Annotated in this window: 22 protein-coding genes and 1 pseudogene; 14 read left to right on the top strand and 9 right to left on the bottom strand. The window is 61.9% G+C overall.

From position 1 onward, the window contains the following. Position 1 precedes the first annotated feature (1 nt). Positions 2-940: a zinc ABC transporter substrate-binding protein ZnuA gene (gene znuA / locus ACTG2U_RS16120; protein WP_323896567.1), complete on the bottom strand. Its 939-nt coding sequence runs from the start codon at positions 938-940 to the stop codon at positions 2-4. A gap of 93 nt (positions 941-1033) precedes the next feature. Between znuA and znuC the strand changes: the two genes are divergently transcribed. Together znuC and znuB are read left to right on the top strand one after the other, a co-directional pair. After that, on the top strand, positions 1034-1810 hold the full coding sequence (gene znuC, locus ACTG2U_RS16115; RefSeq protein WP_216952093.1) for a zinc ABC transporter ATP-binding protein ZnuC: 777 nt from the start codon (positions 1034-1036) through the stop codon (positions 1808-1810). 21 nt (positions 1811-1831) lie between these two features. After that, positions 1832-2611, top strand: a complete 780-nt coding sequence (gene znuB, locus ACTG2U_RS16110; protein ID WP_439974757.1) for a zinc ABC transporter permease subunit ZnuB — start codon at positions 1832-1834, stop codon at positions 2609-2611. Positions 2612-2620: 9 nt separating this feature from the next. On the opposite strand, the gene ACTG2U_RS16105 is transcribed toward znuB, so the two are convergent. Beyond that, positions 2621-3511: a LysR substrate-binding domain-containing protein gene (locus ACTG2U_RS16105; protein ID WP_040067029.1), complete on the bottom strand. Its 891-nt coding sequence runs from the start codon at positions 3509-3511 to the stop codon at positions 2621-2623. A gap of 91 nt (positions 3512-3602) precedes the next feature. Between ACTG2U_RS16105 and ACTG2U_RS16100 the strand changes: the two genes are divergently transcribed. Beyond that, entirely contained in the window at positions 3603-4460 is an 858-nt protein-coding gene (locus ACTG2U_RS16100; RefSeq protein ID WP_040067030.1) for a DMT family transporter, read from the top strand. Between the two features lie 3 nt (positions 4461-4463). Here the strand turns inward: ACTG2U_RS16100 and ACTG2U_RS16095 are convergent, their stop codons facing one another. Further along, a complete protein-coding gene (locus ACTG2U_RS16095; RefSeq protein ID WP_439974756.1) occupies positions 4464-5051 on the bottom strand; it encodes a uracil-DNA glycosylase family protein in 588 nt (195 codons plus the stop codon). 99 nt (positions 5052-5150) lie between these two features. On the opposite strand from ACTG2U_RS16095, the gene rarD reads away from it, so the two are divergent. Further along, the gene (gene rarD / locus ACTG2U_RS16090) at positions 5151-6041 is read left to right on the top strand and encodes an EamA family transporter RarD (protein WP_439974755.1); all 891 of its coding nucleotides are present in this window, start codon (positions 5151-5153) and stop codon (positions 6039-6041) included. Here the strand turns inward: rarD and ACTG2U_RS16085 are convergent. Beyond that, positions 6023-6756, bottom strand: a pseudogene (locus ACTG2U_RS16085) (substrate-binding periplasmic protein). The gene rarD and the pseudogene ACTG2U_RS16085 overlap by 19 nt on opposite strands. A 43-nt stretch (positions 6757-6799) precedes the next feature. On the opposite strand from ACTG2U_RS16085, the gene ACTG2U_RS16080 reads away from it, so the two are divergent. Next, a complete protein-coding gene (locus tag ACTG2U_RS16080; protein WP_439974754.1) occupies positions 6800-7144 on the top strand; it encodes a GIY-YIG nuclease family protein in 345 nt (114 codons plus the stop codon). 90 nt (positions 7145-7234) lie between these two features. On the opposite strand, the gene pspG is transcribed toward ACTG2U_RS16080, so the two are convergent. The 4 genes from pspG to ACTG2U_RS16060 form a co-directional block, all read right to left on the bottom strand. Next, the gene (gene pspG, locus ACTG2U_RS16075) at positions 7235-7453 is read right to left on the bottom strand and encodes an envelope stress response protein PspG (RefSeq protein WP_005335871.1); all 219 of its coding nucleotides are present in this window, start codon (positions 7451-7453) and stop codon (positions 7235-7237) included. Positions 7454-7501: 48 nt separating this feature from the next. Then, positions 7502-7708: a PspC domain-containing protein gene (locus ACTG2U_RS16070; protein ID WP_005335873.1), complete on the bottom strand. Its 207-nt coding sequence runs from the start codon at positions 7706-7708 to the stop codon at positions 7502-7504. Between the two features lie 2 nt (positions 7709-7710). Next, a complete protein-coding gene (gene pspA / locus ACTG2U_RS16065; RefSeq protein ID WP_058057954.1) occupies positions 7711-8373 on the bottom strand; it encodes a phage shock protein PspA in 663 nt (220 codons plus the stop codon). A 210-nt stretch (positions 8374-8583) separates the two neighbouring features. Further along, a complete protein-coding gene (locus ACTG2U_RS16060; RefSeq protein ID WP_019446682.1) occupies positions 8584-9312 on the bottom strand; it encodes a 1-acylglycerol-3-phosphate O-acyltransferase in 729 nt (242 codons plus the stop codon). Positions 9313-9497: 185 nt separating this feature from the next. On the opposite strand from ACTG2U_RS16060, the gene ACTG2U_RS16055 reads away from it, so the two are divergent. The 4 genes from ACTG2U_RS16055 to ACTG2U_RS16040 are packed head-to-tail and all read left to right on the top strand — an operon-like array spanning position 9498 to position 13242. Continuing rightward, positions 9498-9875: a hypothetical protein gene (locus ACTG2U_RS16055; protein ID WP_439974752.1), complete on the top strand. Its 378-nt coding sequence runs from the start codon at positions 9498-9500 to the stop codon at positions 9873-9875. A 52-nt stretch (positions 9876-9927) separates the two neighbouring features. Next, positions 9928-11970, top strand: coding sequence for a protein-disulfide reductase DsbD family protein (locus ACTG2U_RS16050; protein ID WP_439974751.1), 2043 nt, complete (start codon positions 9928-9930; stop codon positions 11968-11970). 9 nt (positions 11971-11979) lie between these two features. Then, positions 11980-12723, top strand: a complete 744-nt coding sequence (locus tag ACTG2U_RS16045) for a DsbA family protein (protein WP_439974750.1) — start codon at positions 11980-11982, stop codon at positions 12721-12723. A gap of 3 nt (positions 12724-12726) precedes the next feature. Continuing rightward, on the top strand, positions 12727-13242 hold the full coding sequence (locus tag ACTG2U_RS16040) for a protein disulfide oxidoreductase (RefSeq protein WP_439974749.1): 516 nt from the start codon (positions 12727-12729) through the stop codon (positions 13240-13242). Positions 13243-13317: 75 nt separating this feature from the next. Here ACTG2U_RS16040 and ACTG2U_RS16035 read toward each other — a convergent pair whose 3' ends face one another. Beyond that, complete coding sequence (locus ACTG2U_RS16035; RefSeq protein ID WP_439974748.1) at positions 13318-14142, bottom strand: LysR family transcriptional regulator; 825 nt, start codon at positions 14140-14142, stop codon at positions 13318-13320. Positions 14143-14272: 130 nt separating this feature from the next. On the opposite strand from ACTG2U_RS16035, the gene ACTG2U_RS16030 reads away from it, so the two are divergent. The 5 genes from ACTG2U_RS16030 (at position 14273) to atcB (ending at position 17824) form a co-directional block, all read left to right on the top strand. Beyond that, on the top strand, positions 14273-15151 hold the full coding sequence (locus ACTG2U_RS16030) for an NAD(P)-dependent oxidoreductase (protein ID WP_421266924.1): 879 nt from the start codon (positions 14273-14275) through the stop codon (positions 15149-15151). Next, positions 15148-15900 (top strand): SDR family NAD(P)-dependent oxidoreductase, encoded by a 753-nt coding sequence (locus ACTG2U_RS16025; protein WP_439974747.1) that lies wholly within the window; start codon positions 15148-15150, stop codon positions 15898-15900. The genes ACTG2U_RS16030 and ACTG2U_RS16025 overlap by 4 nt, the downstream gene beginning before the upstream one ends. A gap of 293 nt (positions 15901-16193) precedes the next feature. Then, positions 16194-16478, top strand: coding sequence for a cold adaptation protein ActJcold adaptation protein ActJ (atcJ, locus tag ACTG2U_RS16020; protein ID WP_005343121.1), 285 nt, complete (start codon positions 16194-16196; stop codon positions 16476-16478). A gap of 23 nt (positions 16479-16501) precedes the next feature. Further along, the gene (gene atcA / locus ACTG2U_RS16015; protein ID WP_439974746.1) at positions 16502-17044 is read left to right on the top strand and encodes a cold adaptation protein AtcA; all 543 of its coding nucleotides are present in this window, start codon (positions 16502-16504) and stop codon (positions 17042-17044) included. Between the two features lie 12 nt (positions 17045-17056). Beyond that, positions 17057-17824 carry a cold adaptation protein AtcB gene (gene atcB, locus ACTG2U_RS16010; protein WP_005335887.1) on the top strand — a complete coding sequence of 256 codons (768 nt, stop codon included), beginning with the start codon at positions 17057-17059 and terminating at the stop codon, positions 17822-17824.

Below are 17824 nucleotides of genomic sequence, written 5' to 3'. Positions count from 1 at the left end.
ATCAGCGACATTGGGCAAATGCGTCTGCCAGTTGTTGCATGAATTGGGGATAACCATCCGGGCCGAGCGGTACCTGTTCACCCACCTCATCAAGCAACAGCACCTTGGCGCCGGTATTTCGTGCCACCGATTCGATCACTGCCGGTGAAAATTGCGGCTCGGCATAAATGCAGCTCGCCTGCTTCTCTTCCAGTGCCTTGCGGATATCCACCAGGGTCTTGGCGCCCGGGCGACGCTCAGGGCTCACGGTAAAGTGACCTTTTGAACTCATGCCGTAATGGCGCTCCCAGTAGCCATACGCTTCGTGGAAGACAAAGTACCCCTTCTCATTCACTGCCTTCATCTGGCCGGCAATCACCTTGTCCTTGGCATCCACCTTGGCATCAAATGCCGCGAGGTTGGCGTCATAGCGAGCCTGATTGGCCGGATCCAGCTTGCCCAATTCACTTGCGATCGCCTTGGCAATCACCTTGGCCTGCGTCGGGCCAAGCCAGATATGGGGATCGACCCCTTCGTGATGATGTCCCTCATGCCCTTCATCATGATCATGGTTACCGTGCTCGTGGGCGGCATGATCGTGATCATCATGGTCATGGGAGTCATGACTATCCTGAGTCGCGTAGTTGAACAGCGGCATTCCCTCAACCTGAGTCAGGGCCAAAGCATGGGGATGATTGGCCAGCGGCTTGGCCATAAACCCTTCCAGCTCGGGGCCAACCCACACCACCAGCCCAGCACTGTTGATGCTGCGAATATCGGAGGGACGCAGGGAGAAATCGTGGGGAGAGGCGCCGGTCGGCAACAATACCTTGGGCTCACTCACGCCGTCAGTGATCGCCGCAGCGATGAAGCCAAGGGGCTTGATGGTGGTCAGTACCTCAATGGCACGAACAGGCAAACTCACCGCCAGCAGGGCAGTGAAAAGCGCAATAATTCTCATTGGTGAATCTCGTCAGGGGGTGAGTATGTGATAATATAACAGCCGCTTTTTGTTATATTATAACTCTCACTGGCTGTAAACCCCGGAGTTGTCATGAGCCAACTGGTAGAGCTGAAAGAGGTCTCTCTCTCGTTTGATGGACGCTCTGTGCTCGACAAGGTCTCCTTTACCCTCAATAAAGGCAAAATCACCACGCTAGTCGGCCCCAACGGGGCAGGCAAGAGCACCCTGAGCAAGCTGGTGCTGGGTCTGCTCACCCCGGATTCGGGCAAGATCTCCCGCAGCCGCGACCTGAGAGTCGGCTATGTGCCCCAGCGCCTCTATCTGGATCCCACCCTGCCGCTGACGGTTCGCCGCTTCCTGCAACTGGGCAAAAATAGCCGCCTCTCCATCGAGGAAGCACTGGCCCGGGTTGGCGCAGAGGGATTGCTGGAAAACCGGATGCAAAAACTCTCCGGCGGCGAGATGCAGCGTGTGCTGCTGGCTCGCGCCCTGCTGGTCAAGCCCGAGCTGCTGGTGCTGGACGAGCCGGTTCAAGGCGTGGACATCACTGGCCAGATCGAGCTCTACGCCCTCATCGGCCAGCTCGCCGCCGAATTTAATTGCGCCGTGCTGATGGTCTCCCACGATCTGCATCTGGTGATGGCCAGCACCCACGAGGTGATCTGCCTCAATCGCCACGTCTGCTGTCATGGCGAGCCGGAAAGCGTGGCCCGCCACCCCGAATTTGCCCGTCTGTTCGGGCGACCGGAGCAGGAGGTGCTGGCGGTCTATACCCACCACCACCACTGCGATGGCGAACACCATCATCATGAACCGCAGGCCCCCGTCATCCGCCTGCCCTCTCGCAACAACGCTCACAGCAAATAGCGCAAGCAACAGGACATTCAAGTGGACAGCTTTCTGTTATACGCCCTCGCGGCCGGTCTCGGCATCGCCCTGCTGGCCGGTCCCCTCGGCAGCTTCGTGGTATGGCGCAAGATGGCCTATTTTGGCGACACCCTCTCCCATGCCTGCCTGTTCGGCATCGCGCTGGGCATCCTGCTGCAGGTCGATCTCACCCTGGCGGTGGTGGTCTGCTGCCTCGCCATGGCAATGCTATTGGTGATCATGAGTCGCAACCAGCAGGTGGCCACCGATACCCTGCTCGGCATTCTGGCCCACAGCGCCCTGTCCCTCGGTCTGGTTACCTTGAGTTTTATGGATAACGTGCGGGTGGATCTGATGGCCTACCTGTTTGGCGACCTGCTCTCGGTACAACCGATGGACCTGCTCTGGATCTATGGCGGTGGCGCGCTGGTACTGCTCACCCTGTGGCGACTGTGGGATCCCCTGCTCTCCATGACCATCTCGGAAGAGCTGGCACGGGTAGAGGGGAGCCGGGTCGATGTGCTGCGCTGCGTATTGATGCTGCTGATCGGGCTGGTGATCGCCGTGGCGATGAAGTTTGTCGGGGCGCTGATCATCACCTCCCTGCTGATCATTCCCGCCGCCACCGCCCGCCGCTTCAGCCAGACGCCGGAGCAGATGGCCGGCTTTGCCGCGCTGATCGGCTGCCTCGCCGTACTCGGCGGGCTGACCCTCTCATGGTATCAGGACACTCCGGCAGGCCCCTCGGTCGTCGTCTGCGCCACCAGCCTGTTTGTGCTGAGCCAGTTCAAGAGAGCGTAACGGTGCAGGCTAGAGCGGCATGCTCTGGCGTGTCTCCATCATCAGCCACTGGCGCAATCGGCTGATGGCGGGCTCATGGGCCCGCGAGCGCTTGCAGGTAAAGTAGAAGGCATCCCCCGTCTCCAGCTGGTGTACCGGCAAGGCCACCAGCTGGGGATCATCGGGCCGCAGCATGTAATCATTCACGAATGCCACCCCCTGATCCCAGGCTGCCGCCTCCATCGCCAACAGCACATGGCTGAAGTGGTGCATCCGCGCCTCGTCCGGAATCACCAGCCCACCCGCCTTGGCCCAGCGCTGCCAATCCTCCCCCCGCGCCTTGTAGATGGACTGCACCGAAAGCAACGGCAGCTGCCAGATGGCCTCAGGCCACTCCCCGCTGATCTGCTGCAACAGGCGGCGACTACAGACCGGAAAGAGCCGCTCCTGATAGATAAGATCGTGACAGTAGCCTCGCCCGTGGGGTGAGACTGTGATAAAGCAGTCCGCCACTCTATCGGAGAGTTCGGGGTCTTCCGCCACCATCTCCAGACTCAAATCCAGCTCGGGGTAGAGCTGGCGCAATCCAGCCAACCGCGGGATCAGCCACTTCACCGCAAACGAGCTGTAGACCGCGAGGCGCAGCCGCATCTCGCCACCACCACGCAACTGTTCGCTGCTCTGGGCAATCTGGCTGAGGCCGGCGGCAATCCCTTCGAAGTAGCTCTCCCCCTGGGTTGTCAGCGAGAGCAGCCGACCCTGACGTAGCAGCAAGCGCTCACCCAGAAAATCCTCCAGCAGGCGGATCTGGTGGCTGACCGCACTCTGGCTGACGTTCAGTTCAAGGGCGGCGCGGGAGAAGCTGAGCAACCGGGCCACCACCTCGAAATATTGCACCGCACGCAGGGGAGGAAGCTTCACTATCTAAATATCTCATGTGTGGTCATTTTTTATCATTTTACTGGATATCAACCGGCACGCTACCCTCCCCGAATCTGAAGTGGGAGGTGGTATGAATGCAGTAGGGATCGGCATCCTTTATCTTGTGCTGGGCAATATGGTTGCGGTCTTTTCCGATGCGCTGGTCAAGGTACTGGAGCCGGATCAACCCATCTTCCAGTTTGTCTTTTTTCGCCAGCTCTCGGCCGCCATTCTGCTGATGCCTTGGCTGCTCTGGTCATGGCGCCGCAACCCACCGGTGGCCATCAAGTGGCACCTGCTGCGGGCCCATATCTGGGCGGTCGGCGTCTGCCTGATGGTGGTGGCCCTCACCCGCTTGCCGCTCGCTACCGCCAATGCCCTCTTCTATGCCGCCCCCCTGATGATGGTGCCGCTGGCAGTATGGATGGCAGGAGAAGCGATCTCGCGCCAGAAGGTGCTGACCGCAGTCATCGGATTTATCGGGGTTTTGATCGTGCTGCGCCCGACCGAAGTGAACTGGGCCGCACTGGCGGCGCTCGGGGTGGCGTTGTCGATGGCGCTCAACAATCTGCTGATCAAGCGGATCCCGCTCAAGCAGCCCATCGCCCAGACCCTGTTTTTCACCAACGTGCTGAGCATGCCCTTCATTCTGGCGCTGGCATTATGGGAAGGAGGCGACTGGCAGTGGCAGATGTGGTGGCCCGCCTTCGGCTCCTCGGCGCTGATCATGGTCTATGCGGGATTGTGCGTGGTGGCCTATCGCAAGGCGGAGGCGAGCAAGATCGCCTCGGCGGAGTACACCGGTCTGCTGATGGCCGTCGCCATTGGGGTGTGGCTGTTTGACGAGCAACCGGGCCTGCCGCTGCTGCTGGGCTGTATCTGCATCGTCCTGCCGCTCATCGCCATGGCCCGCAGCAAACCAAAACCGCTGGCCGAGCCAGCGGTCTAATACTCAGGGTCTCCCCAGAAGCGGGGCGACCCTTTGCTGCAGATGGGGGACGATCTCCTGCTCGAACCAGGGATTCTTCCTGAGCCAGAGGGTATTGCGCGGTGAAGGGTGAGGCAACGGCAGCCAGCCTGGGCCATAGTCGGCCCAGCTGTGCACCGTGTCGGTAAGCGATCCCTTGGCCGCCCCCCGCAGGTAATGGGCTTGTGCATACTGGCCGATCAGCAGAGTCAGTTCGATATTGGGTAACAGCATCAGTACCTTGTCATGCCAAGTGGGCGCGCACTCGGGTCTGGGCGGCAGATCGCCCGACTTGCCCTTGCCGGGATAGCAGAGACCCATCGGCATGATGGCGATGCGGGATTCGTCGTAGAAGGTGGTTTTATCGACCCCGAGCCACTGGCGCAGCCTGTCACCGGAGGGGTCATCCCACGGGATACCGCTGGCATGCACACGAGTGCCAGGCGCCTGACCGATGATCAGCAGGCGGGCACTCTCGGCCCCGCGGATCACCGGACGAGGCCCCAGCGGCAGATGAGCCTCACACAGACGGCAGGCCCTGATTTGCTCAAACAACTTATCGATTCGCTGCATGACGTTGATAGTACCAGCATTTCCCTGTTTTCCCTCTTGTGGAAACAGGGCGCGCCCCCTACTATCGCCATGGATGTTTAATTTAATAAACGGATAATGATGAAAAACTGGCTGGGTACCGGCACCGCAACCCTCTCCTTCATCCTGTGGGGGATGCTGCCGCTCTATTATCAATTCATGCCCGAGGTCAACATGTGGGAGCTGATCTCCCACCGGGTGCTCTGGTCTGTGGTGCTGCTGGGGGCCCTGTTTTTGCTGCTTGGCCACCAGGTGCCCTGGGCACAACTGCGCAGCGAGCCGCGCCAGCTCGGCCTCATTCTGCTGGCGGGCCCCGTGATGTCCATCAGCTGGTGCATGTTCACCTGGTGCCTCACTACCGGGCAGGTGCTGACCACCAGCCTCGCCTTCTTTATGACCCCGCTGTTCAATATCGTATTCGCCGTCATCTTCCTCAAAGAGCGACTCACCCCGCAAAAGCATCTGGCGGTCGCCCTGGCGCTGGCGGGTCTCGCCTACATGCTGTTCTGCTACGGCCAGCTCCCCTGGTTCTCCCTCATCATGGGGGCCAACTTCGCCTGCTATGGCCTTATCAAGAAGAAGATCCACTACGACACCGGCACCTGCCTCTATCTGGAAGCCATGGTGCAACTGCCCGTCGCGCTGATCATCATCGGCACGCTGGCGTGGCACGGGGAAGGAGCATTCGTGAACGGGGATCTGGCCGATAAGCTGCTGCTGATGGGCAGTGCCCCCGCCACCCTGCTGCCGGTGGGGCTGTTCTGCTACGCGGTGGCGAGAACCCGGATGAGCACGGTGGGACTGTTGCAATATATCGAGCCCAGCCTCGCCTTCCTGCTCGCCATCTACTGGTTTGGTGAGGCGCCGGACCCCATCAAGACAGTCGGTTTCGCCTTCGTCTGGTCGGGCTTGCTGGTGAGCCTGCTACCACTGCACCGGCTCAAGCGCCGCCCTCAGGGCGTACCGCGATAGGACTCCAGTACCTGGTGCCAGCGGGGATCCCGGTCCATCTGCTCGGCGATATCGTTGAGACGAGCATGGAGATCGGCACGAGATCTGGGCACCAGAATATGGCGGGTATAGCTGGATTGGGGAAAGGGCGAGACAAACAGCTTGCCCTCATAGGCCGGGACATGGGTGAAAAACGCGAGGGCCGACCCGGGCACCAGAGTCACATCGATGCGCCCACGCACCAGCAGATCCAGATTGATCTTCACCTTTTTGGCATCGTGGCGCACCAGCTCCCCCCGGCGGCCGCCTCATCAATCCCCTGATAGCGATAGCCCTCCACCCCGCCAAACACCAGCCCCTTGAGGGAGTCAGGCCCGCGATAGGTGACCGGGTTGTAAATGTTCGAGACCAGCTCGTTGGTGTCGCGCATCACCGGAAAGGTCCAGAGATAGCGCTCGCGTTGGGGATCCCCCACCCAGGCGGGATTGACCCAGACCACCAGACCGTCGAAGTCGGGATCCGACATCTCCAGCGCCAGCCGGGCGCGATTGACCAGCCAGAGCTCGATTCTGGGTTCACCCCCCAGCTTTTCATTGAGATACTTGACCAGCTCGCGGCTCAGCCCTGCATCCACTCCGGTGTTGAAGGGGGGATGCTGATGGTAATCGTAAAGACGGAGCGTCTCCCCCTGAGCCGGGACCGACAACAGTAACCACAACCAGAACCAGACTCTCATCGCACCTCCTTGAGCTGCTTTGAGTTTAGCACAGAGACGTTGAATGAGAGAGTCCGCGACCACCACTCCAGCGCCGCAACCATCCGCCCCTTCCCGCTGGTCTGTCTATATGGTGCGTACCGCCACCGGCCTGCTCTATACCGGGATCAGCACGGATCCGCTGCGCCGCCTGCGCCAGCACCAGAGTGGCAAGGGCGCTCGCGCCCTGCGCGGCAAGGGGCCACTGACGCTGGCGTGGCAACAGGAAGTCGGCGAGAAGGGGGCAGCCCTGCGCATCGAATATCGCCTCAAGCGGCAGCCGAAATCCTTCAAGGAGCAGCTGATCCACAGCCCGGCACTCTGGCAGAGCTGGAGCCCCCAGTGGTTACCCGAAACGACCCGACCTTAAGGGATGCAGGCAAAAAAAGGCCACTCGATGAGTGGCCGGAAAGGGGAAATCAGGGAGCATCACACAACGTCTTGCACAACCTCAGGCGGGTCAGAGGTAGGTATTGGAACGCTTGCTGCGGTTGCTGATCAGCCAGCAAACCGCCAGCACCAGCAGCAACCAGGGAGCCAGCTTGATGATCAGAGCAAGCATGCCGCCCAGCGCCCCAAGCAGCACGAACAGACCGCTCACCAGCAACATGGCTACCAGGGTAAAACCGGTCAGTGCCATGACCAGCAGCACCACCAGCAAGATGAAAAATTCCAGCATAACTTGCTCCTTATCAGTACCTTGTCTGCCGGCTTGGCAACCCTTCGGTCAATCCAGCCAGCGCTTCAATTCATAACGGGGCGGCATCACCAGCACCGCCAGCAGATAGGCGGCCAGTGCCAGCGGCGGCATCAGGATCAGGGCGAGCAGTGCCACCACCCGCACCGTGACTCTGGAGACCCCCAACCGCCTGGCAATACCGGCGCAGACCCCGGTCAGCTTGCGATGCACCAGATCCTTGGGCCAGGGGCTCATGATTACACCTCCGCCTTCTGGCCTTTGAGGCGAGCCAGCTCACGCTCGATCTCGTCATTGAGCTCCAGCTCGCGGAACTGGGCCTCCAGCGAGGGATTCTGCCCCAGGGTGGCCGCCTCCAGCTGGGCTTCCAGCTGATCGACCCGGCCCTGAAAACCGTCAAAGCGCGCCATCAGCTCATGCATACGCTGGTTGTCCACCTGAGCGCGGGCACGAATGCGGCTGTGGGCCGTCTGCTCGCGCAGGGTCAGCAGTTTCTGCTTCTCGCGCGCCTCGGTCAGCTTGGCAGCCAGCCGTTCGCTATCGGCGGTAAGCTGGGCCAGCACCTCGGCGACCCGAGCCTTGTCCTGCTCCAGCTGTTCACATTTTTTGACCTCCGCCAGCTTCTCGGTCAGCGCGGCGCGGGCCAGATCCTCACGTCCCTTCTGGATGGCGAGCTCGGCCTTGGCCGACCACTCCAGGATCTGCGCCTGCAACCCCTGCTGGTGACGCTCCAGCTGTTTCTGTTCGGCAATCACGCGGGCGGCCTGGGTACGCATCTCGACCTGCACCTGCTCCATCTCTTCGATCATCAGGCGCAGCATCTTCTCCGGCTCTTCACTCTTGTCGAGCAGGCTGTGCAGGTTGGCATTTATCACGTCGGTCAGGCGGCTGAATACGCTCATGGTCTGGCTCCTTGTTGATGGGATGGCTATCTCTTCCCATTGCATTACAAGAGCCGTGCCAAGAAAAATTATTGTTGTTTTACATATAGATGGGAATTTAATGAGGAAATTCAAGAAGGGTTTATTGGTGAAAATAGCCAACCTGGTGGTGATTTTTACCAACAAAAAAGGGAGCCTGTGGCTCCCTTGTCGATTCGTCTGCGCTATCCGTCAGGCGGCATGGCTGTGGCCCAGCTTGCTGTCCAGTTCGGCCAGCTTGGCCTCCATCCGGGCGCGGCAGGTATCGGAGAGATCGCGAATGCCGCTGGCACCGTGCTCCTTGCTGCAGACCGGCGCCATCACTTCCACCAGCACTTCGCCGTTGTCCCAGCGATTGAGATCGACCTGACCGAAGTAGCTGGAGCAGACAATGGGCACCACGGGCACTTCAGCCTGTACCGCAGTGTGGAAAGCGCCCGCCTTGAACGGCAGCAGGCCACGTCCCTGGGAGCGGGTCCCTTCCGGGAACATCCAGATGGAGGTGCCGCGGTTCTTGATGCGATCCACCACCTGACCTATGGTGCCGATGGCACGGGAGCGGTTGGAGCGGTCGATCAGCACGTTGCCGGAGAGCCAGAAGATAAGGCCGAACAGCGGCAACCAGAGCAGGCTCTTTTTGCCCACTGCCACCACGCCAGGCTGCACCGCACCGGTCACGGTGAAGATGTCGAAGTTGCTCTGGTGGTTGCAGACATAGACCGCCGGGCCGACCGATTTGACCTCGTCGGCCACCGTCACCTTGACTCGCAGCCCGATCAGCGGGCAGACCGCGTGATACATGCGGGCGAAGACATAGACGTTGTTGGGATGGCGCGGACGAACCAGACAGAGCAGCAGGCCGAACAGGAACCAGAAAATGAGCAGCAGACCAAGCAGCAGCACACGGGCAATTTTGAGCATCGAACACCTCGAGTTTTAACTCGGCGCAGTATACTGATCCCCCTTTTAGCGAACAAGCGTTCGCCAAACAGAACCGACCACCCTCCCCGTCGCGCCACTCACAGTCCTGCACATCAATACGCCGCCGACTTGCCCCACCCGCCATTGGTCGTTAGGATGGCCCCATCTTGATGGACGGGGCGAACATGATTTTGCAACAACGGGTAACGAAACATCTCCTGCTGCTGGTCTGCCTGCTGGTGCTCAATTGTGCGGCCCAGCCGCTGGCCCGGCTTGCCCTGCTCGATCACGCCCTCAGCTGTCAGGCGCAGCCCGTTCCAGGCTCGGCAACGGATCAAGAGGATGCCAAACCGGCCAGCCCGCAGCCCACCAGCTGCCAGCTCAACGGCAAGTGGCTAAGCGCCGCCACCCTGCTCTGCGTCGAACAGCTCTTCTTTGCCGTGGCCGTGCTGCTCGCCCTGCTGGCCCCCCTTTGGCGCTACACACCGCCACTGCCCCCTCCCAGAGTCATCTCGCCGCCCGAGCGGCGTCTGCACCTCACCCTCTGCGTCTGGCGGGAATGAGTTCGGCAGCATTCTTTCGTTAGCTGTCACTCATTTTTGCGAGACCAAAAAGATGTCGAATCTCTTCAAGACGGCCCTGCTACTGGGCAGTCTGCTGTGGCAATCCATGGGATTGGCCAGCGACACGGGCTGGCTCACCAGCCCACAGAATGATCACGCCCGGGTACGGCTGCAGGCCGACCGCGGCACGGCAGATCAGACCCGCATCCTGCTCGATGTCGAGCTGGAGTCAGGCTGGAAAACCTACTGGCACAGTCCGGGAGAAGGGGGCATTGCCCCCCAGATCCTGTGGGATGAGCCGGTCGGTGCCTTTCAGTGGCGCTGGCCGGCGCCACGCCACTTCGAGGTAGCCGGGCTCAGCACCCAGGGTTATCAGGGGGACGTGACCTTCCCTCTGAGCCTCAACTATCCCGCCGGGCAACCGCTCAAGGGGACTCTACGCCTCTCCACCTGCAGCAATGTCTGCATCCTGACCGACTTTCCCTTCACCCTCACGCTGGATGGGCAGGCCCCAGCCGACTTCGATTTTGCCTGGGCGAAGGCGATGAGTACCCTGCCCCAGCAATTGCCTGCCGAAACCCGGGTCGAGCTCGGTTATCAGCACAACCAGCTGCAACTGCGCGCCGAGCGGGCAGAGGGCTGGCAATCACCAGCGCTCTTTATCGACGCTCTGGAGGGGGCCGAGTTTGGCAAACCGGCGCTTGAGGTCGAAGGCAACACCCTGATCGCCCGGGTGCCGGTGAGCGATGGCTGGCAGGGAGATGCGCCGGATCTGCGTGGCCAATCCCTCGGCCTGCTGCTCACCAGTGGCGAACAGGCGTGGCAGGGCAAGGGGACGATCGGCGCGCCACTCGCACTGCCCAACCAGAGTCATTCGCTGTTCTGGCTGCTGGGAGCAGCGCTGCTCGGCGGCCTGATCCTCAACCTGATGCCCTGCGTGCTGCCGGTGCTGGCGCTCAAGCTGGGAACTGTGCTGCAACATCAGGATCGTGAACAGGGAACGGTGCGCAAGCAGTTCCTCGCCGCCAGCGCCGGGATCATCGCCTCCTTCTGGGTGCTGGCGGCCATGAGCAGTCTGCTGCGCGCCACGCAAGGGGCCGTCGGCTGGGGCATCCAGTTCCAGAGCGCCGGTTTTATCGGCTTGATGGTGCTGATCACCCTGCTGTTTTGCGCCAACCTGTTGGGGCTGTTCGAGATCCGCCTGCCCAGCGCCCTCAGCACCCGTCTCGCCACCAGCGGCGGCAACGGCCTCGGCGGTCACTTCCTGCAAGGGAGCTTCGCCACTCTGCTGGCGACCCCCTGCTCGGCACCGTTCCTCGGCACCGCGGTGGCCTTTGCGCTGGCGGCGCCGCTCGGCCAGCTGTGGCTCATCTTCACGGCATTGGGGATTGGCATGAGCCTGCCCTGGCTACTGGTGGCGGCCCTGCCAAAACTCGCCCTCTGGCTGCCGAAACCGGGGCGCTGGATGAACCATCTGCGCATCCTGCTCGGCCTGATGATGCTGGGCTCCAGCCTCTGGCTCACCAGCCTGCTCGACAACCATCTCGGCAGCTATGCCACCGGCTGGCTGATGGTTGCCATGCTGCTGGCACTGCTGGCTGGCATCATCTGGCGTTACGGCATGCGCGGCTTCACGCTGGCGATCGCCCTCGCCGCCCTGATTGGCAGCCCCCTGCTGCTGAGCGGCGCCTTTAGCGCGCAGGGCTCGGCCAGCGTTGACAAGGTGGTCTGGCAGCCGCTCTCCGAACGCGCCATCACAGATGCGCTGGCCCAGAACAAACGGGTCTTTATCGATGTCACCGCCGACTGGTGCGTCACCTGCAAGGCCAACAAATACAACGTGTTGCTGCGCGATGAGGTGCAACAGGCCCTCTCTGCCCCCGATGTGGTGGCCCTGCGCGGCGACTGGAGCAAACCGAACGACACCATCGCCGCCTTCCTGCGTAAGCGGGGCGCGGCGGCCGTCCCCTTCAACCAGATCTACGGCCCGGAGTTGCCGCAGGGGGTCACGCTGTCACCCCTGCTCGACAAGGACGATCTGCTGACCACATTGCACAAGGCTGGCCTGCTTCAGGCTGGCACCACCCGATTTTAAGGAGCAACCATGAAACCGACTCTGAGCGCCCTGACCCTGCTGGCCTCCCTTTCCGCAACCCTGCTGGCCCCGGCCCTGCACGCCGCCCCCTTCACCCCGGAGCAGGAGGCGCGCATCAAGGAGCTGATCCGCGAGACCCTGATCACCAACCCCAAGATCCTCGACGAGGCGGCCGAATCCTGGGAGAAGCAGAACGCGGCAGCCCAGGAGGCGCAGCTTGGCAACTTCATCAAGGGCAACAAGGATGTGCTGTTCAACAGCGCCACCAGCCCGCGTCTGGGAGCCAAAAACCCCAAGCTGACGCTGGTGCTGTTCACCGACTACAACTGCCCCTACTGCAAGCAGTTCGATCCCCAGCTGACCAAGCTACTCAAGGCCTATCCGGACGATCTGGGGCTGGTGATCAAGCTGCTGCCGTTCAAGGGGCAGACCTCCGCCAAGGCGGCCCAATACAGCCTGACCCTGTGGCAACAGGATCCCGCCCGCTTCCTCACCCTGCACGACAAGCTGATGAGCAAGCAGGGGATGCTGACCGAGGCGGATATCAACAAGGCGCTGGCCTCCACCGGCAACGTGGCGCTCAAACCGGCCGCCAAGGCGACCGAGGAGCTGCGCAACAGCCTGCGCATCGGCACCATTCTGGGGGTACAGGGCACACCGGCGACGCTTATCGGCAACCAGCTGGTGCCGGGCGCCATCCCCTATGAGGAGCTGGAGCAGCTGGTGAAGGCCGAACTGGCCAAGCAGGGGTAAGGGATGACCACCCATCCTCAACCCCGCTGGCGCCGCTGGGGCAAGGAGGCACTCTGGCTGCTGCTGATGGCACTGGTCATCTCGACCCTGCTGGATCTGTGGCGCAGCCCAACCCTGCCAGAGGGGGCGATGAGCGCCCCCGTCACCCTGCAGGATGGCAGCAGCACGGATCTCGCTACCTTAAGTCAGGGCAAGCCGCTGCTGGTCTACTACTGGGCCAGCTGGTGCGGTGTCTGCCGTTTCACCACCCCGGCCGTGCAGCAGCTCTGGCAAGAGGGGGAAAACGTGCTGACGGTGGCGCTGCGCTCCGGCAATTCGGAGCAGTTAGGCAAGGGGATGAGCAAGAAGGGGCTTACCTTCCCGACCCACAACGACGGGTCGGGAGCGCTGGCCGCCAAGTGGCAGGTAGGGGTCACCCCGACTTTCCTCGTTATCAAGGATGGGACGCTTGTGAGCAGCACCACCGGCTGGAGCTCGAAGTGGGGCTTGAAGCTGCGGCTCTGGTGGGCGTCGCTCTAGCCACGCAACAACGTTGCCTCAACAGGGCCATCCCACCGGATGGCCCTTTTTTATGCCGACATTTTTATCCCGACATCAGACGGGGAGCTGCATCCCGCGCACCTGCTCCAGCAGGGCGGCCACAGCCGCCGAGCGCAACGCATCGGGGGCGTAGCAGAGCCCCACCCGCCGCTTGAAGGAAGAAGCCGCCAGCTCGGCGACTGTACAGCCGGGCGGACAAAGCGAACGGGGCAACCAGGCGATCCCCGCCCCGGCGGCCACCATAGTCGCCGCCAGTCGCAGCGACCCCGCCCGCCGTGGATAGAGCGGCGCCTGATTACCGAGAATGGCGATCAGCCGCAGGTGGGAGTCGTGGCGCGGGCAGGTGACCCAGGGTTCGTCCGCCAGCTCAGCCGGCGTTAGCGCCCCCTTGCCCGCCAGCGGGTGATCCGGCGGCAACACCAGCACGAACTCCTCCTCCAGCAGAGGGATAAATAGCTCGTCACTGCAACGCAGGGATTCACAGCCCAGCCGCACATCGCCACAACAGCCCTCCTCCAGAGTCAGCAGGATCTCCTCGTGGGCGAGCGCTCCTTGCACCAGCGCCCCCACCACGCCATCACCCAGATCAGCCTCAATCCCCACCGTCACCTCGAGGCAGGGGGAGGTTTCACGGAATTCGCGGGCGAGGGAGTCGGTGTCGGCGATCAGCCGCTTGGCGCGGGGATAGAGCCGGTGCGCCGCTTCGGTCCCCTCCACCCCGCGCGCCTGCCGCACAAACAGGGTCACCCCCAGCTCATCCTCCAGCGTCTTGATGGTGGTGGAGAGGGTGGGCTGGGTAATGAAGAGGCGGGTGGCAGCCGCCGTGATGTTGCGCTCCTCGAAGACAGCAACAAACGCACGCAGGGTTCGCACATCCATAGAATTCACCTATACCAGACAGTCATAAAAGCCATTTTTCACGGCGACACGGGGCAAATATAGTGGCTTACCTGCCACAAGGCATCCAAATTTTCTATATCAGCGTCCATCAACACCGTCAGGAGCCATCATGCGCCATCTCTCTGTCATCGGCCTCGGAGCCATGGGCTCCGCCCTCGCCACCACCTTACTCAAGGCGGGCCATCCGGTCACCGTCTGGAATCGCAGCGCCGCCAAGGCGGCCCCGCTACAAGCGCTGGGCGCGACTCTCGCCCCCTCGGTTGGCGCGGCTATTGCCGCAAGCGATATCACCCTTGTCTGCGTCGATAACTACGCCGTCAGCCAGCAGCTGCTGGACGAGGCGAGCGACGCGGTGGCGGGCAAGCTGCTGGTGCAGCTCTCTACCGGCAGCCCGCAGGGGGCCAGAGCGCTGGAGAGCTGGTGCCACGCCCGCGGCGCCCGTTATCTCGATGGCGCCATCCTCTGCTTCCCGGATCAGATCGGCACCACTGATGCCAGCATCATCTGCTCCGGTGCCAGCGCTGCCTTTAGCGAGGCCGAGCCGGTGCTGCGCCTGCTCGCCCCCACCCTCGACCATGTGGCCGAGGCGGTGGGCGCCGCCGCGGCGCAAGATTGTGCCGTTGCCGCCTACTTTGCCGGTGGTCTGCTCGGTGCTCTGCACGGCGCGCTGATCTGCGAGGCGGAAGGGTTGCCGGTGGCCAAGGTGTGCGCCCAGTTCAGCGAGCTCTCGCCCATTCTCGGTGGCGATGTGGCCCACCTGGGCAAGACGCTGGCGAGCGGCGATTTCGATCACCCCTACGCCAGCCTGAAAACCTGGAGCGCCGCTATCAGCCGCCTCGCCGGTCATGCCACCGATGCCGGGATCGACAGCCGCTTCCCGCGTTTTGCCGCCGATCTGTTTGAGGAAGGGGTGGCGCAAGGGTTTGGCCAGCAGGAGGTGTCGGCCCTCATCAAGGTGCTGCGGGCACGCAATGGAGCGGCACAATGAACGAGCTGACCAACCAACCCCAAATTGCGCTGGTCACCGGCGCCGCTGGCGGGATTGGCCGCCAGCTCTGCATCGGACTGGCCGAGGCGGGTTATCGGGTGATCGCCACCGATCTGGCCCCTCACGCTTTCGACCATCCCGAGATCCACTTTCATCCGCTCGATCTGCGGGATGAGCAGGCCATCGCGCGCCTCTTTACCGAGGTGCGCGAGCAGCACGGCGGCATCCATCTGCTGATCAACAACGGCGCAATCAGCAAGTTCCACACCCGCTTCGAGGAGCTGAGCGCAGCCCAGTTCGATCAGGTGATGACGGTCAATGTGCGCGGCGCCATGCTCTGCGCCCGCGCCTTTGTGCAGGCCAACCGCGGGTTGCCCTATGGCCGCATCATCAATATTGCCTCCACCCGCTGGCAGCAGAACGAACCGGGTTGGGATGCCTATGGCGCCTCCAAGGGGGCGCTGGTCGCCCTCACCCAGTCCCTCGCCAACTCGCTGGCCGACTACCCCATCACGGTCAATGCCATCAGCCCGGGCTGGATCCAGGCAGAGGATTACCACACCCTGACCGAGGCGGATCACCGCCAGCACCCGAGCGGCCGGGTCGGGCGCCCCGACGACATCACCCGCGCCAGCCTCTTTCTGGCGGATCCTCGCAACGACTTTATCAACGGTGCCAATCTGGTGGTCGATGGCGGGATGAGCAAGAAGATGATCTACCACACCTCCGCCTCCTTCTGGGAGGAGTAACCCCTGCGGCGGCAGCCCGATTTGCGCTGCCGCCGCCATCTCACCCCACACTCGCCACTGACCATTTTTTCATCGCCTTCCCGTGCCCGCCCCTTGCACTGGCCAGACCGACTGGCAACAATAGACGCTCAACTGACACCTCTTCATCTCGCCCGTTAATTGATCGCCCAACTCATCGCGTTGGCGGGCTGTTTCCGTTAAAATGACGGGTTTTTGCCGTGCCTGGTTTGCCAATCCCCACCATCAGGCACTCGCAGCGTGAATCCTATGATGCCAGTGATGCAGGATCTGCCATGAACAACTACTTTCGGGTGCTGGGCGTCAAGTCCAACGCCAGCGAAAACGACATCAAGAAAGCCTATCGTCGGCTGTCGAACCAGTACCACCCCGACAAGCTGCACGGGGCCAGTGAAGAAGAGAAAGAGCAGGCAGCCATCAAGCTGCACCAGGTAAAGCAGGCCTATGAAGTGCTGTCCGATCCGAAACAGCGAGCCGCCTTTATCAAGGATTTCAACAACGTCATCGTGACCGACCCCGCCTCCGCCATGCAGGAGATGTGGGATCAGTTCTACCCCTGAAACAGCAGGCAGAAAGAGCAACTATGCAAAAGAGATGGGACCAGGCGCGGCTCAAGTCGCTGCAAAGCGATGCCAGCGAAAACATCGAATCCTACCGGGATCAGGATGACCCCAAGGGGCTGGAACAGTTCACCGACCAGATGAAGAGCCTGCTGCTGGCCGATATGAGCATGCTGGAGTTTATGCCCGAGTATCTGCCGCTGGCCCTCTATGGCCGGGTGCAGTTCCCGGCCAAGGCCAAGTCGCAGTGGAACAAGTGGCTCGCCAGCGGCGAGCAGCCAAGCTGGGACGAGTTCAAGGTAAGCGTCGGCTTCAACAACGCCGCCCTGCCGCTGGTCAAGGCGGTGCGGGCCCAGAGCGAAGATCAGCTGATGGAAGCCTGCGCCGTGCTGTTCCTGCTCGACAACCCGCTGCCGCGCGGTAGCCACCGCGCCGATGACGACTATGAGCTGCGCGACGAAGAAGAGGAAGACGGGGAAGATGCCGACGCCGACTACCATGGCGGCAGTGACCGCTATGGTGATGACGACGGCGATCAGGATATGTACGACGAAGTCCGTTTCTAATTGGGGCAAGGCATGAGCAACAGTCTGATAGAAATTACCGCCATCGAGATCAAAGAGCTGGCCGTTATCGAGCCGAAGCAGGCCAGCGAGAAGTTCGAGCTGATCGCAAAGACCATGTCTGACGACCAGCTGGCAGAAGTGATTGAAAACATTGATATCGTTACCCTGACCCAGATTAACGGCCAGCACGATATCTCCTTCCCCTCCATCATCTCCGAGCTGATGACCCCGGAGCGGATCCGCGACATCGTCTGCCAGCAGCCGCTCTACTGGGAAGAGGCGATCAAGAACAACGCCGACGAGCTGCAACAGCACACCTTCGACTTCCTCAACTACCTGATCCGCACCCAGGATAGCGAAGCCAAGCAGCGCGAGATCCTCGAGTGCGTGGCCGAAGATCCGGCCGGTCTCTTCTACCTCGCCATCCCCTTTATCGAGTTCTATCGCGGCGATCGCTATGAAGAGGACGAAGGCTATCGCGACGTGCTGCACGCCGAAGAGGAAGATCTCGAAGAGTCCTTGCGCTACAGCGAGCGCCAGCAGAGCGAAGATGTCCACGACTACGCGCTGGATGACCCGCGCAGCCTCTTGATGCTCATTCGCGAGCTGGCCCCCGAGGTGGAGAAAGCCATCAAGGCGCTGCTGCGCAACGAGCACTCAACCTGGGACGGCATCATCAACAAGTTTGCCGCCGAGCTGGTGATGCAGGCCAAAGAGAAGAACAAGGTCGAGGAAGACGAGTACGGCGACGTCGACGACATGTTCAGCTTTCTGGATTAA

The sequence above is a fragment of the Aeromonas sp. 95A genome (assembly GCF_051919235.1).
GTDB classification, from domain to species: domain Bacteria; phylum Pseudomonadota; class Gammaproteobacteria; order Enterobacterales; family Aeromonadaceae; genus Aeromonas; species Aeromonas veronii.
The sequence above is the reverse complement of the archived record's forward strand: the minus strand, read 5'-3'. Positions and strand labels throughout refer to the sequence as shown.